The 15,302-nt window shown below is 38.1% G+C and carries 17 protein-coding genes; 6 read left to right on the top strand and 11 right to left on the bottom strand.

The genetic code is table 11. The features are described from left to right. Positions 1-48: 48 nt before the first annotated feature. Together ftsH and rsfS are read right to left on the bottom strand one after the other, a co-directional pair. Positions 49-2,022 carry an ATP-dependent zinc metalloprotease FtsH gene (gene ftsH / locus DSM03_RS00205; RefSeq protein ID WP_128761367.1) on the bottom strand — a complete coding sequence of 658 codons (1,974 nt, stop codon included), beginning with the start codon at positions 2,020-2,022 and terminating at the stop codon, positions 49-51. 9 nt (positions 2,023-2,031) lie between these two features. Continuing rightward, entirely contained in the window at positions 2,032-2,403 is a 372-nt protein-coding gene (gene rsfS / locus DSM03_RS00200; protein ID WP_073100547.1) for a ribosome silencing factor, read from the bottom strand. An 85-nt stretch (positions 2,404-2,488) separates the two neighbouring features. Here rsfS and DSM03_RS00195 point away from each other — a divergent pair, with 85 nt between their 5' ends. After that, a complete protein-coding gene (locus DSM03_RS00195; protein ID WP_128761366.1) occupies positions 2,489-3,217 on the top strand; it encodes a biotin--[acetyl-CoA-carboxylase] ligase in 729 nt (242 codons plus the stop codon). Here the strand turns inward: DSM03_RS00195 and DSM03_RS00190 are convergent. Further along, the gene (locus tag DSM03_RS00190; RefSeq protein WP_128761365.1) at positions 3,214-3,606 is read right to left on the bottom strand and encodes an SRPBCC family protein; all 393 of its coding nucleotides are present in this window, start codon (positions 3,604-3,606) and stop codon (positions 3,214-3,216) included. The genes DSM03_RS00195 and DSM03_RS00190 overlap by 4 nt on opposite strands. A 43-nt stretch (positions 3,607-3,649) precedes the next feature. Further along, positions 3,650-4,303: an orotate phosphoribosyltransferase gene (gene pyrE, locus DSM03_RS00185; protein ID WP_128761364.1), complete on the bottom strand. Its 654-nt coding sequence runs from the start codon at positions 4,301-4,303 to the stop codon at positions 3,650-3,652. Between the two features lie 7 nt (positions 4,304-4,310). On the opposite strand from pyrE, the gene DSM03_RS00180 reads away from it, so the two are divergent. Beyond that, positions 4,311-4,934, top strand: coding sequence for an NUDIX hydrolase (locus DSM03_RS00180; protein ID WP_201740388.1), 624 nt, complete (start codon positions 4,311-4,313; stop codon positions 4,932-4,934). On the opposite strand, the gene DSM03_RS00175 is transcribed toward DSM03_RS00180, so the two are convergent. The 3 genes from DSM03_RS00175 to DSM03_RS00165 form a co-directional block, all read right to left on the bottom strand. Then, a complete protein-coding gene (locus tag DSM03_RS00175; RefSeq protein WP_128763004.1) occupies positions 4,902-6,659 on the bottom strand; it encodes a M14 family metallopeptidase in 1,758 nt (585 codons plus the stop codon). The two genes, DSM03_RS00180 and DSM03_RS00175, sit on opposite strands and share 33 nt — an antisense overlap. A 62-nt stretch (positions 6,660-6,721) precedes the next feature. Beyond that, the gene (locus tag DSM03_RS00170) at positions 6,722-7,384 is read right to left on the bottom strand and encodes a uracil-DNA glycosylase family protein (protein WP_128763003.1); all 663 of its coding nucleotides are present in this window, start codon (positions 7,382-7,384) and stop codon (positions 6,722-6,724) included. A 7-nt stretch (positions 7,385-7,391) separates the two neighbouring features. Further along, the gene (locus DSM03_RS00165) at positions 7,392-7,955 is read right to left on the bottom strand and encodes a thioredoxin family protein (RefSeq protein WP_128763002.1); all 564 of its coding nucleotides are present in this window, start codon (positions 7,953-7,955) and stop codon (positions 7,392-7,394) included. A 131-nt stretch (positions 7,956-8,086) separates the two neighbouring features. Between DSM03_RS00165 and DSM03_RS00160 the strand changes: the two genes are divergently transcribed. Beyond that, a complete protein-coding gene (locus DSM03_RS00160; RefSeq protein WP_128761359.1) occupies positions 8,087-8,392 on the top strand; it encodes a phosphoribosylpyrophosphate synthetase in 306 nt (101 codons plus the stop codon). Continuing rightward, positions 8,392-8,730, top strand: coding sequence for a tRNA-binding protein (locus DSM03_RS00155; RefSeq protein WP_128761358.1), 339 nt, complete (start codon positions 8,392-8,394; stop codon positions 8,728-8,730). The genes DSM03_RS00160 and DSM03_RS00155 overlap by 1 nt, the downstream gene beginning before the upstream one ends. A gap of 62 nt (positions 8,731-8,792) precedes the next feature. On the opposite strand, the gene DSM03_RS00150 is transcribed toward DSM03_RS00155, so the two are convergent. Next, the gene (locus DSM03_RS00150) at positions 8,793-9,167 is read right to left on the bottom strand and encodes a DUF779 domain-containing protein (protein ID WP_128761357.1); all 375 of its coding nucleotides are present in this window, start codon (positions 9,165-9,167) and stop codon (positions 8,793-8,795) included. A 13-nt stretch (positions 9,168-9,180) separates the two neighbouring features. Next, positions 9,181-10,704 carry an aldehyde dehydrogenase family protein gene (locus DSM03_RS00145; protein WP_128763001.1) on the bottom strand — a complete coding sequence of 508 codons (1,524 nt, stop codon included), beginning with the start codon at positions 10,702-10,704 and terminating at the stop codon, positions 9,181-9,183. 233 nt (positions 10,705-10,937) lie between these two features. On the opposite strand from DSM03_RS00145, the gene DSM03_RS00140 reads away from it, so the two are divergent. Then, complete coding sequence (locus tag DSM03_RS00140) at positions 10,938-11,846, top strand: AraC family transcriptional regulator (RefSeq protein WP_128761355.1); 909 nt, start codon at positions 10,938-10,940, stop codon at positions 11,844-11,846. On the opposite strand, the gene DSM03_RS00135 is transcribed toward DSM03_RS00140, so the two are convergent. Both DSM03_RS00135 and DSM03_RS00130 read right to left on the bottom strand, forming a co-directional pair. Next, positions 11,843-12,334, bottom strand: a complete 492-nt coding sequence (locus tag DSM03_RS00135) for a nuclear transport factor 2 family protein (RefSeq protein WP_128761354.1) — start codon at positions 12,332-12,334, stop codon at positions 11,843-11,845. The genes DSM03_RS00140 and DSM03_RS00135 overlap by 4 nt on opposite strands. 45 nt (positions 12,335-12,379) lie before the next feature. Continuing rightward, a complete protein-coding gene (locus DSM03_RS00130) occupies positions 12,380-12,760 on the bottom strand; it encodes a MauE/DoxX family redox-associated membrane protein (protein ID WP_128761353.1) in 381 nt (126 codons plus the stop codon). A gap of 244 nt (positions 12,761-13,004) precedes the next feature. Between DSM03_RS00130 and katG the strand changes: the two genes are divergently transcribed. Continuing rightward, a complete protein-coding gene (gene katG, locus DSM03_RS00125; protein WP_128763000.1) occupies positions 13,005-15,254 on the top strand; it encodes a catalase/peroxidase HPI in 2,250 nt (749 codons plus the stop codon). The last annotated feature ends 48 nt before the right edge of the window (positions 15,255-15,302 follow it).

Below are 15,302 nucleotides of genomic sequence, written 5' to 3'. Positions count from 1 at the left end.
AACAACGTGTCAAGTTAAGATTTTATATTGATTGCAAATGCTAAGATTCTAACTTTCGCTTACAGGAAGATTCTTAGTTTCAGCTTCGATGTTTTTGTCAAAAGGGCGTTTTCCGAATATTTTTTCTAAGTTATCTTTGAAAATCACCTCTTTATCTAGAAGAACTTCTGCAAGTTCATTCAATTTATCTTTATTGTCTTCAAGGATTTGAATAGCACGTTGATATTGCTCTTCAATAATCTTTGAAATTTCTTTATCAATAAGTTCTGCAGTTTTTTCACTGTAAGGCTTACTGAAGTTATACTCATTCTGCCCTGAAGAATCGTAATACGTTAAGTTTCCGATCTCATCGTTTAAACCATAAGTAGTTACCATCATTCGAGCTTGTTTAGTCACTTTTTCTAAGTCACTAAGGGCTCCTGTAGAGATCTTATCAAAGGTTACTTTTTCGGCAGCACGACCACCCATAGCAGCACACATCTCGTCAAGCATCTGTTCAGGGCGTACTATTAATCGCTCTTCTGGTAAATACCAAGCAGCTCCTAATGAACGACCACGAGGAACAATCGTGACCTTTACTAAAGGTGCAGCGTGTTCAAGCATCCAACTAACAGTGGCGTGACCAGCTTCGTGAAAAGCAATTGCTTTTTTCTCGTCTGGAGTGATGATTTTATTTTTCTTTTCTAGTCCTCCTACTATACGATCTACCGCATCTAAAAAGTCTTGACGACCAACGGCTGATTTGCCTTGCCGTGCAGCGATAAGAGCAGCCTCATTACACACATTGGCAATATCTGCACCAGAGAATCCAGGTGTTTGTTTAGCCATAAATTCTGTATCTAACTCTTCAGCCACTTTTTTAAGTGGACGCAAGTGTACTTCAAAAATCTCTTTACGCTCTCTAACGTCAGGAAGGTCTACATAGATCTGACGGTCAAAACGACCGGCACGCATCAATGCAGTATCTAAAACGTCTGCACGGTTAGTAGCAGCAATAACGATAACATTAGTGTTTGTTCCAAAACCATCCATCTCTGTTAGAAGTTGGTTTAATGTATTTTCACGTTCATCGTTAGATCCACTAAAATTAGCTTTACCACGAGCTCTACCTATCGCATCAATCTCATCAATAAAAATAATAGCAGGAGATTTTTCTTTTGCTTGTTTAAAAAGGTCACGTACCCGAGAAGCACCAACACCTACAAACATCTCTACAAAGTCAGAGCCAGAAAGCGAAAAGAAAGGTACTTTAGCTTCACCGGCAACTGCTTTTGCAAGTAAAGTTTTACCAGTTCCCGGAGGTCCTACGAGTAATGCTCCTTTTGGGATTTTGCCTCCAAGATTTGTGTATTTTTCAGGGTTCTTTAAGAAATCTACAATTTCCTGTACTTCTTCTTTAGCTCCCTCAAGACCAGCAACATCTTTAAACGATGTTTTGACATCGGTTTTTTCATCAAAAAGTTTCGCTTTAGATTTTCCTATATTGAAAATCTGACCGCCAGCACCCCCTGCACCGCCAGAAGACATTCTGCGCATTATAAAGATCCAAATACCAATAATAATCGCAATAGGAAGCAATGTGATTAGAATATCACTAAACATATTGTTTTCTGGCTTGAGATATTGAATTTTGAAATTATTTTCATCCTTCAAAGCAGCTAATGAATTCTCAAAATTTTCAAGAGTTCCGTAGCGATATTCATATTCAGCGCCACCGGTACTATTAAAAAAGTTCATGCCATTATTTGCAGGCTTTGTGTGCTTATCCTTATTTTTTGCTTCATCAGTTAGATAGATATATGCAACCTGATTACTGGCTGATTTGTTTATGTCAATTCTTTTGACATCACCATCTTTAATAAAGGTCAACAATTGATTTTCAAGAATCTCTTTAGGATTGCCGTGATCAGAACTACTGCTGAAAAAGTTGAGCGCTAAGAATACAAGTATTATCGCGGTGTAAATCCACCAAGCGCTAAATTTAGGCTTATTAGGAGCGGGCTTTTTTGATTTGTCTGCCATTGATTTTTTTTAATAATTTGATTCAATTGAAGTTACTTTGGCATCTCCCCAAAGGCTTTCAATGTCATAATATTCCCTGATATGCTTTTGAAAAACGTGTACCACAACGTGTACATAATCCATCAACACCCATTCAGCATTTTGCGTGCCTTCTACGTGCCAGGGCTTATCTTTAAGTTTTTTGCTTACGGTTTTTTGAATTGAATTTACAATGGCAGTAACCTGCGTATTAGAAGTACCATTGCATACGATAAAGTAGTCACAAACCATGTTCTCTATCTCCCTAAGGTCTAATAAATCAATGTTTTGACCCTTCACTTCTTCAATCCCTTCTAGAATAGTTGTAATTAGTTGATCTGTACTTACTTCTTTTTTTGCCATTAAATCTTTTTTAGTCTGGCAAAGTTATTACAATTTTGTTTCATAGTGTTTCTTGTGATAACATTTAAGCCATTCTATTTACAGCATGAAAGTAGTCAAACTTAATGCCACAACTTCTACAAATTCGTACTTAAGAGCCTATACAAAAGAGTTCGACTCAGAAAGTGATGTTCTGGTCTGGACTTTAGACCAAAGAGCGGGTAGAGGACAACGTGGTGCTTCGTGGGAGTCAGAGTCGGGTAAAAACCTAACGTTTAGTGTGTTTAAGCGTGTAAAAGGTTTGCCGGTGGGTAAATCTTTTTACATTACAATGGCAACTTCGCTTGCTATTTATGAGGTTTTAGAAGAGTTTGGTGTTATGAATATATCTGTTAAATGGCCAAACGACATATTGGCAGGTAAATCTAAAATTTGCGGTATACTTATAGAAAGTGTGATACGTAATGGTCTTTATGCTGTCATAATTGGTGTTGGGCTCAACATCAATCAGAAAGTATTTAAACATGCACCACGTGCAACTTCGCTAGCTTTAGAAACCGGAAAGATTTTTGACCTAGAAGAAGTTTTAGAGTTTCTCATAATCAAGTTTTACAAATACGTTGCACTTATCACGCAAGGTGCATTTGAAACGCTCAAAACTGAATATGAAGACAAACTTTTTAGAAAAGGAAAAGTTTCAACTTTTAAAACCAATAGTGGCGAGCTTTTCACCGGTATCATAACCGAAGTATCAAAAACAGGAAAGCTCATCTTACAACTGGAAGATGAGCTTTACAAAGAGTTTGACCTCAAAGAACTTAAACTGCTCTATTAGATTTTTTGCAAGTTCTCGGTGAGCGTTTGAATGAATTTTGTGATAGGTCCTTTGATCATCATAGACATCATCGCGTTAAATTCACCTTCAAATTCAAAATATGCCTCGCTGCTTTTTTCAGTAAGTTCTTTAATGTTTGCAGTTAGTGTAAAAGGTAATTTTTCACTCGCAGCACCTAAAACTACTTTATTAAAAGGCACGCTATTTTTTAATTCTAAAACAATATCCGGCATTCCTTTTAGGGCAAAAAGGAAACGTTTGTCGCTTAAAATTTCAAATTTACTAATGCTGTCTGGCATCAATTGTTTGTAATTATTCACATCAATAAGAAAGTTGAAAATTGTTTCAGGACTTTTATCAATGGTTTTCTTAGGGCTTTCTATATACATAGGTTTAGTAGTCTGTAAAAATTTGAAATTAAGCGTTAAGTATTTATTCTGAGGCTGCAGCTTCCCAGGTGTCTGGAGAAAGACGCCAGGTCTGCAAGGTTAAGCGTTCTTTTTCTGAAATATATCGTGTGTCTGAAGCTTGCTCTAAAAGATGTTCATAGTCGCTTAGTGTGTGCAAGTCTATACCATATTCTTCAAAATTGGTTTTAGAAATATCAAAACCATAGGTAAAAATAGCCAGCATCCCTTTTACATTGGCTTCAGCGGCTTTTAATGCTTCCACAGCCATAAGACTACTCTTGCCGGTACTGATAAGATCTTCAACGACAACAACAGATTGACCAGGCTCTAATTTTCCTTCGATTTGATTTTGTCGTCCGTGCTTTTTCGCCTCTGGCCTAATATAGATAAAAGGCAGGTTCAAGAAGTCTGCAACCAGCATGCCTATACCTATGGCGCCTGTCGCAACACCTGCGATCACATCTGGCTTGCCATAAAGCTGTTCTATTTGGTTAGCAATGTTTTCTCGTAAGTAGTTGCGTATGTGCGGATACGACAAGGTAATGCGGTTATCGCAATAAATAGGTGATTTCCACCCGCTGGCCCACGTGAAGGGGTTTTGTGGTTGTAATTTAATTGCATTAATTTGCAATAACAACTCAGCTGTTTTTTTAGCTGTTTCCTTTTTTAAGATCATGGTACAAATGTATAAAGTTTTTGTAAATGATGTGCCGATAATACTTTCAACTGAAAAGTATATTGGAGAAAATTACACATCCATTCCTATAAAACGTGCAAAAATAAAAAGCATTATTAAACAGGTGAATCGTGGTCAACTCACGCACATCAATCTCTATCACCCTAAAGGCAGTAAATTACTCAAGTTTTTGAAGAAAAAACTTCCTGTAGTTATCGCCGGTGGTGGAATGGTTTTTAACAAGCATTCTGAAATTCTTTTTATCAAACGCAATGGAAAATGGGATTTGCCAAAAGGAAAATTGGAAAAAAAAGAAACCATTGAAGAATGTGCCATACGTGAGGTAAGTGAAGAGACAGGTTGCCAAAATCTGGTGCTAGGTGATCTTATTACGATTACATATCACATTTTTAAACGAGGCGGAAAGTTTAAACTTAAAGAGACTTACTGGTATAAGATGACTTCAGATTATGAGGGAGCTTTAGAACCACAGCCTTCTGAAGGTATTAAAAAAGTTCGTTGGAAGAATTTTGAAAAATCTCAAAAGGCACTGACTAAATCTTACGAGAACATCAAGCTGTTATTCCCAAAAGAATATTTAATTAGCAACCCTAAAGATCGGGTAGCGTAAATAAGCTTCTTCGTAGTTTGAAGAATGCTCATAGATCCACTCCAGTTGCGCATACCAGTTTTTAGCAAATGATGTGTCATCTTGCTTTTTAGCTTCAAATGCCGCTTTCAACTTTTGATCTGAGTCTAATAATTCCTGAGCGCGGTCTTCCCAGACATATGGTGAGAAATGTTCTTTTTGTTGCAAAATGGTATCAAAGTAATTCCAGTTAAAAAAGGAATCTATGCCAGAGGGCTCTAACATTTCAATAATGTAGCGCAAGCCAGACTGGTTTGTCTCTACAAGATAATCCCCGGCACGTACAGCAACTTCTTTTCTTGTGGTTGTTACTTCTGTGTTGGAATGCAGGTAATGACCTTCATAAGCTTGAGATCGCGTCTGATAATCGGCAATGTGATAAATTTCAGCAGTTAGAATACTGTCTTTTTTAAAACGTTCAAAATGAATTTCATTTTCCTTCAAACGCTCAATTACTTGATGCCAGCCTTGAGGAATAATATAAGCACGGGGGATGCTTACTTCCTTAACAGGCTTCATATAGTTGTAATAGGTAACCTCTTTTTCAAAAGGTTTGTCTCTGTTGTACTTTAAGCGTGGCATGCCGGTAACAGAACTGGTTTGTTGTACGCCTTCATATCCTAAAAAAGCGAGCGTTGTTGTTTTACTGCTGTCAATGTCAAAATGTAATGCGTAGTTTTTTCCAATTAAAGAACCGCTTTTGTACAAAGAATCTTGTTCTCTTCTGAGGTGTTGCATTTTAGCGCCATCTTTCTCAACGATGCTTAGCATAGATTTCATCAATTCGTAGGTGCCTTCAACACGTTGTTTATAAGGCTTGAGCATATGTGTTTCTACCATCATTCCAAATGTATTCCACAAGGTGCTGTAACCTGTAGAGTACCGGGGATAGTCCATAAATTGTGAAAAACCAATTTCCGGTACCTGGTTAAATACATTCACATATGGTGTGATCGGCCAGTCTTTTTCAGCTAAATCTTTCTCTAATTGGGGTTGCAATTCTTCGTGTAAATACGCGCCGGGTTTGCCGCCTAATTTATTGTGTTGTGTAAATAAATGCGTGAGCACATATTGATAATCTGCACCATTACTTACGTGATTATCTATCAGCACATCAGGATCAATCATGTGGTAGATGTCTGCAAAGGTTCGTGCATTGCGGGTGTCTGCTTTTACAAAATCCCGATTGAGATCATAATTCTGAGCATTTCCTCTAAAACCGTATTCTTCTGGACCGTTTTGATTGGCACGTGTGCCGGTATTTCGGCTTAGGGAACCGCCGGTATTGTAAATTGCGATTGCACCGATCCAGGTTTTTTCAGGAGCGTCAATAGTACCATTTGCCAGATCTCGCATCAGCATCATTGTCGCGTCTATTCCATCAGATTCTCCAGGATGAATACCGTTGTTGATGAGAATTCGTGTCACATCTTTTGCGTCTGAAAATTCAGAATCAAAAGTTCGATCCGTATTAAAAGTTACAAGAGTAAGTGGTTTGCCACTGTCTGTAGAACCTATTTCATAGGTTTTAATCGCTACATAAGCTTCGTCGAGATCAGCATAATAATCCATCACTTCCTGATAGGTTGGTGTTTGGTTGCCATCCCCTTTCTCAAATGGAGTTGTGAGGTCAAAATCTTCCGGTTTTGGCTTTTCGGCGCAAGCCAAAACTAAAATTGTAACTAAGCTGAGTAGGGATATTTTCATTAGAATAGAATATTGAGAAAGCTAAAATTAAGAATTATTACAAGTTTGGAGATGTTGATTCTTTAAGACTTCTCAAAGAATTCACGGTATTGCTGAATTCGGAAATCAAAAGTATTAAACTGCGGATTTTTTAATTTTTGGTCTTTGTATTGCTTCATACTGCCAATGGCTCTGTTAGCTGCCCCGGAAGGAGCGGTGAGTGAGACCGTTTTTACAGTTCTGCCATATAGTTTAAATTGATGAATACGCGGTACCTTACTGGAAACAACATCTAATTTGAGTTGATTTTCTTTAGCCTGACGACGAAAAAAATACTCAGGGCCGTTCTTGCTATTTCCGCCCGTAAAGATTAAAGTATCTATTTGTATATGTGTTCTTAAATATGTGATGAGATCGCGTAGCACTACTTCCTGCATTCCCAGATCTGAAGCATCTATTTTATTTCGCTTTGCCGAAGCTACAATGTCACAAACGCCAATTTTATTTCTTTTCAAAAAGTGGCATCGTTGGTCAATGGCCTGGGCAGTATTCTCATAGACCAGATTAAGATCAAAAATGTTATCTAAAATAGGCCAGAGCATTCCGTTTTTGCTTCCGTAGCAAAAGTCTACATCTTCAGGAAGTAATTCGCCAGTTGTAAATCGAGGTGGAGGTAAGGTACCTACAATAAGTTTTGTAGCTTCTTTAAGATTAAAGGGCGCGTAAGGATGAATGTGGTCAAACATAAACCTCTTAGTTTTCAGGTTTCCACTTGATACCGCAGCCTAAACTGGGTTTTTGTAGTTCGTTTTGTTTTCTGTTATTAAATACATTATCAAGAGCTTCGCGTAAATCTCTTCCATTTACGGGAATACCATTTCCCGGTCTAGAATCATCAAGCTGACCGCGATATATGAGTTTCAATTCGGCATCAAATAGGTAAAAATCGGGAGTACACGCTGCATCGTAATCTTTAGCAACCTGCTGGCTTTCATCATATAAATAGGGAAAAGAGTAATTATACTTGCGGGCATTGTCACGCATCAACCAGGGACTGTCTTCTGGATAGTTCTCCACATCATTGCTGCTTATTGCGATAAAACCAAACCCCAGAACTCTGTAATCATTTGCGATGCGCACGATCTCATCATTCACGTGTTTTACAAAAGGGCAATGATTGCATAGGAACATGATAACGGTACCGCGTTCTCCGGCAGCTTCGGTCAACGTGACGTGCTTGTTAGTAAGTGGGTTGAGCAATGAAAAGAAAGGAGCGCTAGTGCCCAGTTGTAGCATATTTGATGAAGTTCTTGCCATAGTTTTAAATCTTCTGTATAAACTACAAGATAGGTCGGTAAAAGCTGTGAAGTGTTACAAATACTAAAGTTGTTTTAAATCTTTGGGCTCGGTTTAAAGCCTTCGTAACTTTAATCAAAATCCAAGATATTATGAAAAATACATATAGTTCGCTATCAAAAGCGATTGAAGATTTACAGAGTAAAGGATACGATACAGATTTTAATTTAGTAGATGATGGTGTCGAATCTAAAGCGCATAAAAAGACCTGGACTGCAGGTCAGATCGAAGTAGAAGATGCGATGCGTTTTGAAGGAATGACCGATCCCGGAGATAATAGTGTTTTATACGTGATCAATACCCACAGCGGAGAAAAAGGATTGTTAGTGGATGCTTATGGAGCGTATAGCGGTCAGATCTCAAAAGAAATGATCGAAAAGCTTAGAATAGAGCATTAATGGCAAATGATTTAAGTTGGTCTGAATTTGAACGCGTAGAAATGCGTGTTGGGACCATTATGACCGTAAGTGATTTTCCTGAAGCCAGAAAACCCGCATTCCAGTTGCAAATAGATTTTGGAGAAGCAATTGGAGTTTTAAAAACTTCAGCTCAGATAACAAAAAAATATGAGCGTACAGATCTTGTGGGAAAACAAGTTATTGCGGTTGTGAATTTTCCTAAAAAACAGATTGCAAACTTTATGAGCGAATGTCTTTTGCTGGGCGCTGTAGAGGGTGGTGAAGTAACGCTTCTAAATCCAGATATGCCTGTGAAAAATGGTTTGCGAGTAGGATAATACAAAGCATTATTGATAAAATAAAAGCCTCCCGACGGGAGGCTTTTTGCAGTTCAATTTATTTAGTTTTCACCGCTACGGGTTGGGCTGAGGTCTTTTGCTTCTTCTTCACTATACAACCTAGATTTGATTACAAACCGAATCCCTAATGGTATTTCTAAAGAGAAACTAGATCCGCGACCTGAAGTAATATCGACAGTGAGTTGTGTGTGTTTCCAATATTCAAATTGGTCTTTAGACATAAAAAATTCACACCCGTGTATAGTCCCCAGATAAACATCTGTCTCATTGATCATAAGATCTCCCTTGGGGAAACACATAGGAGATGAGCCATCGCAACAACCACCGCTTTGATGAAACATCAATTCGCCATGTTCTTCCCGCAGTTGATCTATAATCTGTTTAGCTGCTTCTGTTACTTCAACACGTTCTGTCATAAACTTTATTTTATTAGAAAAAGCCCATTGCTTTTTTGTCGTAAGAGATTAACATGTTCTTAGTGTGACGGTAGTGAGCTAACATCATTTTGTGGTTTTCACGACCAATACCAGACTTCTTATAGCCTCCAAAGGGTGCGTGAGCAGGGTAATTATGATAATTATTTACCCAAATACGTCCTGCTTTTATAGCTCTAGAGATTTGGTATGCCTGATGGGTATCACGCGTCCATACTCCTGCTCCTAAACCGTAAAGTGTGTCGTTTGCAACTTCTATGGCATCAGCTTCATCTTTAAAAGAAGTCACGCATAAAACAGGTCCAAAAATTTCTTCTTGAAAAACACGCATCTTATTGTTTCCTTTCAAGATAGTAGGTTGTATATAATAACCGCCTTCAAGGCCCTCATTGTAAGCAGCACCACCACCGCAAAGTACCTCGGCTCCTTCTTCTTTACCAATCTTGATGTAGTTCAATATTTTCTCATATTGATCATTAGAAGCCTGAGCTCCCATCATCGTATCGGGACTCAAAGGGTGACCTAGTTTTATAGCTTTGGTACGCTCTACTACGCGTTCTACAAAAGCATCAAAAATACTTTCTTGTACTAACAGTCGTGAGGGACATGTACAAACTTCACCTTGATTTAAAGCAAACATGGTTGCCCCTTCTAGGCATTTGTCAAAAAACTCATCATCTGCATCCATTACACTTTCAAAGAAAACATTAGGTGATTTGCCACCCAGTTCTAGGGTTACAGGAGTTATGTTTTTTGAAGCATATTGCATAATTAGCTGACCGGTCGTGGTCTCTCCGGTAAATGCAATTTTGTTAATACGAGAACTAGAGGCGAGAGGCTTACCGGCTTCGGCACCAAAACCGTTTACGATATTGAGTACACCTGCGGGTAAGATATCTTCAATCAATTCCATTAAAATTAGTATGCCTACTGGGGTTTGCTCTGCAGGTTTAAGAACAACACAATTACCGGCGGCAAGAGCAGGCGCGAGTTTCCAGGTCGCCATAAGTATTGGGAAATTCCAAGGGATTATCTGCCCTACAACACCCAGTGGTTCTGTAACGTTGAGACAGACCGTATTGCTATCTAATTCACTAACCGAGCCTTCTTCTGCTCTAATAACACCGGCAAAGTATCTAAAATGATCTACAGCCAGTGGTAAATCGGCAGCCATCGTTTCACGTATTGCCTTACCGTTATCCCAGGTTTCAGCGCGTGCAAGCGCTTCTAGATTTTGTTCCATCACATCAGCAATCTTTAATAATAAATTACTGCGGTACGCTGCTGCTGAGTTGTTCCATTCCGGGGCGGCAGCCCAAGCAGCGTCTATTGCTTTCTCAATATCTTCGGCTGTTGAACGAGGAATCTTAGTAAAGTTGGCTCCGTCCACAGGAGACACATTTTCAAAATACTGTCCTTTTATAGGGGAAGTCCATTTTCCACCTATAAAATTTTCATATTGATCTTTAAATTTTGGCTTCTCTATAACGTTTGCGGAAGCAGTTTTTACATCACTCATAAGATTTGTTTTTAAGAAATTATACGTTGAATTGTTGAGGTTTTTATATAGAAAAATGCAGGGTGCATTTTAAAGTGATTTAAAGTTAAGTAACTCATTATCTGATAGGTTGACCTATTCTATCAAAAAAGTGTACAATTCTCTCAAAATTTGATAATTTGTTAATTTTAGGTTTGATAAATTGTATATTTAATACAGAAAGGAGTCTCGTTTAAGAATAGTACAATTTGATCATGCAATTGCCCGAATCTTTTTATAAAAACCGAAAACTTGAAAATCTGGTAGAAAATCAGACTTCATATACCTTAAATAATGCAGCGATGCATGTATTTGAGACACATCAGCAAGCGGAGCGGGTGTTGCTTCAATTTGATAAACCGGTTTTGGCGAGCATGCTTCATGGTAAAAAAATCATGCACCTGCGGGATCATAATAGCTTCGATTTTTTACCGGGTGAATCATTGATACTTCCTGCAGATGAATTGATGTGTATAGATTTCCCGGATGCTCAAGAGCGCAATCCTACCAGATGTTTAGCAATGGCTATTGCAGAAGAAAAAATCAAGAATGTATTGACCTTGATGAATGAGAATATGAGTAAAGATGAAGGTAGAGAATGGAGCTTGATGGATTACAATTTTCATTTTACCAATGATGCTGGGATTTTTCAAATATTACAGCGTTTGCTGTATCTTTTTACAGAAAACCACCCTTCTAAAGATTTTTTTGTAGACAATATGCTTCAGGAGTTGATTGTGCGTATTTTACAAACTAATAACCGAAAAATTTACACCGACAAAGCTCTTAAATTGAGTAGTGATAATAGACTGGCTTTTATAATTCAATACATCAGAGCGCATTTAAACGAATCTCTTTCTGTAGCTTTTTTAAGTAAAAAAGCCTGTATGAGTGAGTCTAATTTTTACAGAGTCTTTAAAAATGAATTAGGGATATCTCCTGTAGATTTTATCAATACCGAGCGAATTAAACTTGCGGTGAGCTTATTACAAGATCCAAAGCGTAAAATAAAAAATGTTTATTTAGAATGCGGTTTTGAAAGTAGATCCTATTTTAATAGAGTCTTTAAACGAATGAATAAACTTTCTCCTGGTGCTTTTCAAGCAAAGGCAGGACTGACCTAAGCTTCTTCCTGAAAGGATTTCATTTTATGCAAATAATTAGAAAGCGCTTTACTGGTTTGTTGCTGAATTTTCAATTTCATGAACTTCGTCCAGCCTAGAAGTAAGCCTTTAAACCCTAAAGCTTGTCTGCTCCATTGATAAAGGTCAAAGTGATCTGTGTGTTGTACGATCTTTCCATTTTGAAAACTGAAGGTTCCCACAACGTGATTAACTACTCTTCTTTTTTGCGGTCCATATAAATAAGTAGCCGTCCACTTTGCACTCCCGTTATAATCGTTGGCTTGTATCTCGCTGTATTCAATTTTAAGACCATCACCACCACGCTCGTTGAGCATAAACCACATTGCTATGGCCCGTTCACCGCGAATGCTACCAAAAACAGGATCTTCAAAAATGATGTTTTTAGAATAGCAAGCAGTCATTGCTTGCGGATCGTGATTTTTAAAAGAACTATAAAAAGTCTCTAGAATTTCCTCATTAGGATGCATAGACAAAGCAGTTGAATAAGCAGCAAGTTAGCACATCACAAAAAACTATTTATTGAATAAAGGCTTTAGTTTATCTCTACTTTCAAAAAGAAACCAGATGTCTATCCCAAAAAATAGTAAAGCGATCACTAAGCCGCTGGGTTCATTTAAAATATGAATTAATAGTATACCTATTAAAATAGGGAAGAGCATAACAGCCCCTAAAGCACGGGTTTGTTTAAACATAACCAGTATTCCGCCTAAAACCTCTACAACTGCAATAAGTGGCATAAGCCAGGCAATGGTTGTAAATGCATTGAAAATTTCTAGCATTTCTGGACTCATGTCTTCTGGCATAGGCATATAGTTGAAAAATTTATTCAATCCGCTATTAATAAACATCAATCCGAAGAGCATACTTATGATAAGCAAAATCTTGTTTTTCATAATAAAAGATTTTTAGGAGCATAAAATTTACTGAAATTCTAAACTTAATCATAACAATAATTTGAATTTAAGTCTTCACAAAATTTCCTTGGAATTCAGTAAATTGAGGGAAAATTAAAGAATTCAATCGTTTTAAATAAGTAAAGTTTATTGATTTATAAAAACTATAAATCAAAACTATTAAATCTTGTTTTTAATATTGTATTTCTTTACTTCAGAATTTACATCTAATAAACACATATTTATGGAAAATCAAAATAGCAAAGATCACGGAACAGACGGAAAAGTTTGGGACGTAAATGAATCAGCAAAATGTCCTTTTCTTAATGGGGAAATGAACCATATTACGGGTCAGGGAACTACAAATAGAGATTGGTGGCCAAACCAGTTGAACTTAAATATACTTAAGCAAAACTCATCTTTAGTAGATCCTATGGATGAAGATTTTGACTATGCTGAAGCATTTAAATCATTAGATCTTGCTGCTGTAAAACAAGATTTGTATGATGTGATGACTAACAGTCAGGACTGGTGGCCTGCAGATTACGGGCATTACGGGCCTTTCTTTATCCGTATGGCGTGGCACGCAGCCGGTACTTATCGTATACACGACGGTAGAGGTGGTGCTTGTAGTGGTCAACAACGTTTCGCTCCGCTTAATAGCTGGCCAGATAACGCCAATCTAGATAAAGCAAGGCTATTATTATGGCCAATTAAAAAGAAATATGGTAACCAACTTTCTTGGGCAGATTTACTGGTTCTAGCCGGTAACTGTGCCCATGAATCTATGGGGCTTAAGATGTATGGTTTTGCCGGAGGTCGTAAAGATGTATGGGAACCAGAAGAAGTTTATTGGGGAGCAGAAACCGAATGGTTAGGCAATAAAGAACGTTATGAAGGTGGTGAATTAGAAAAAGCTTTAGGCGCTGCGCATATGGGATTGATCTATGTGAATCCTGAAGGTCATAATGCAAATCCAGACCCTGTTGAATCAGCGCATTTTATCCGTGAGACTTTTGGGCGTATGGCGATGAACGATTATGAGACTGTAGCTTTGATTGCAGGGGGGCATACCTTTGGTAAAACCCACGGTGCGGCAGATCCTGAAGAGTATGTAGAAGCAGAACCTGCAGCAGCCGGTATTGAAGCTATGGGAATGGGATGGAAAAATAACTTTGGCTCTGGTAAAGGAGCAGATACCATCACCAGTGGATTAGAAGGAGCGTGGACAGATACTCCAACACAATGGAGCAATAAATATTTTGAAAACTTATTCGGTTACGAGTGGGAATTAACTAAAAGTCCGGCGGGTGCTCACCAATGGAAACCTAAAGGTGATGCAGGTGCGGGTACTGTACCAGATGCGCACAGACCTGAAGTGAAGCACGCACCTTTTATGTTGACCACAGATTTGTCTTTACGTTTTGATCCTGCTTACGAGAAGATATCAAGACATTTTATGGAAAACCCGGAAGAATTTGCAGATGCTTATTCTCGTGCCTGGTTTAAATTGACACATCGTGATATGGGACCTAAAGCGTGTTATTTAGGACCTGAAGTTCCTCAGGAAGATTTAATCTGGCAAGATCCTATTCCAGCGGTAGCTTATGAATTGGTTTCAGAAGTAGATATTGCACAATTAAAAAATACAATTCTTAACGCAGGTCATTCAATATCAGAATTGGTTTCTGTGGCTTGGGCTTCAGCTTCTACTTTTAGAGGTTCTGATAAACGAGGAGGAGCAAACGGAGCGCGTGTACGTTTTGCACCACAAAGAACTTGGGATGTAAATAATCCGGAGCAATTAGACGCAGTATTGAAAACCTTAGAAGGGATTCAGAAGTCTTTCAATGATTCGCAAGGCGGAAATAAGAAAGTATCAATTGCAGATCTTATTGTACTGGCAGGTAGCGCAGCTGTAGAGAAAGCAGCTCAAAATGCAGGCCATAATATCGAAGTGCCGTTCACTCCTGGTCGCACAGATGCCCTTGAGGAGCAAACAGATGCTTCTGCATTTGATGCCTTAGAACCGGTTGCTGATGGTTTTAGAAATTACCTAAAAGATGTTTTCAGTATTAAAGCTGAAGAATTCTTAATAGATCGTGCTCAGCTGTTGACGCTTACTCCTCCAGAAATGACTGTGCTTGTAGGTGGTCTGCGTGTATTGAATACTAATTTTGATAAATCTCACAACGGTGTATTTACGGATAAGCCAGAAACATTGACTAATGATTTCTTTGTGAATCTTTTAGATATGAACACAACCTGGAAATCAATTTCAGAAGATGATAACCTGTTTGAAGGTAGTGACCGCAATACCGGTGAGAAAAAATGGACCGGTACCCGTGTTGATCTAATCTTTGGTTCCAATTCAGAATTGAGAGCTTTAGCAGAATCGTATGCATTAGAGGATTCTGGTGAGCGTTTTGTAAAGCACTTTGTGAAGAGCTGGACTAAAGTGATGAACTTAGACCGTTTTGATCTAAAAGCGTAATTCAAGTTATTTATAGTAGAAAAGGCGACCTTATGAGGTCGCCTTTTT

The organism is Leeuwenhoekiella aestuarii, assembly GCF_004104055.1.
GTDB lineage: Bacteria > Bacteroidota > Bacteroidia > Flavobacteriales > Flavobacteriaceae > Leeuwenhoekiella > Leeuwenhoekiella aestuarii.
Note: the sequence above shows the minus strand (reverse complement) of the source record. Positions and strands in the feature narration are given on the sequence as shown.

Coding starts and splice junctions, on each gene's coding strand:
- ftsH (WP_128761367.1), bottom strand. CDS start 2,022: ATGGCAGACAAATCAAAAAAGCCCGCTCCTAATAAGCCTAAATTTAGC.
- rsfS (WP_073100547.1), bottom strand. CDS start 2,403: ATGGCAAAAAAAGAAGTAAGTACAGATCAACTAATTACAACTATTCTA.
- DSM03_RS00195 (WP_128761366.1), top strand. CDS start 2,489: ATGAAAGTAGTCAAACTTAATGCCACAACTTCTACAAATTCGTACTTA.
- DSM03_RS00190 (WP_128761365.1), bottom strand. CDS start 3,606: ATGTATATAGAAAGCCCTAAGAAAACCATTGATAAAAGTCCTGAAACA.
- pyrE (WP_128761364.1), bottom strand. CDS start 4,303: ATGATCTTAAAAAAGGAAACAGCTAAAAAAACAGCTGAGTTGTTATTG.
- DSM03_RS00180 (WP_201740388.1), top strand. CDS start 4,311: ATGTATAAAGTTTTTGTAAATGATGTGCCGATAATACTTTCAACTGAA.
- DSM03_RS00175 (WP_128763004.1), bottom strand. CDS start 6,659: ATGAAAATATCCCTACTCAGCTTAGTTACAATTTTAGTTTTGGCTTGC.
- DSM03_RS00170 (WP_128763003.1), bottom strand. CDS start 7,384: ATGTTTGACCACATTCATCCTTACGCGCCCTTTAATCTTAAAGAAGCT.
- DSM03_RS00165 (WP_128763002.1), bottom strand. CDS start 7,955: ATGGCAAGAACTTCATCAAATATGCTACAACTGGGCACTAGCGCTCCT.
- DSM03_RS00160 (WP_128761359.1), top strand. CDS start 8,087: ATGAAAAATACATATAGTTCGCTATCAAAAGCGATTGAAGATTTACAG.
- DSM03_RS00155 (WP_128761358.1), top strand. CDS start 8,392: ATGGCAAATGATTTAAGTTGGTCTGAATTTGAACGCGTAGAAATGCGT.
- DSM03_RS00150 (WP_128761357.1), bottom strand. CDS start 9,167: ATGACAGAACGTGTTGAAGTAACAGAAGCAGCTAAACAGATTATAGAT.
- DSM03_RS00145 (WP_128763001.1), bottom strand. CDS start 10,704: ATGAGTGATGTAAAAACTGCTTCCGCAAACGTTATAGAGAAGCCAAAA.
- DSM03_RS00140 (WP_128761355.1), top strand. CDS start 10,938: ATGCAATTGCCCGAATCTTTTTATAAAAACCGAAAACTTGAAAATCTG.
- DSM03_RS00135 (WP_128761354.1), bottom strand. CDS start 12,334: ATGCATCCTAATGAGGAAATTCTAGAGACTTTTTATAGTTCTTTTAAA.
- DSM03_RS00130 (WP_128761353.1), bottom strand. CDS start 12,760: ATGAAAAACAAGATTTTGCTTATCATAAGTATGCTCTTCGGATTGATG.
- katG (WP_128763000.1), top strand. CDS start 13,005: ATGGAAAATCAAAATAGCAAAGATCACGGAACAGACGGAAAAGTTTGG.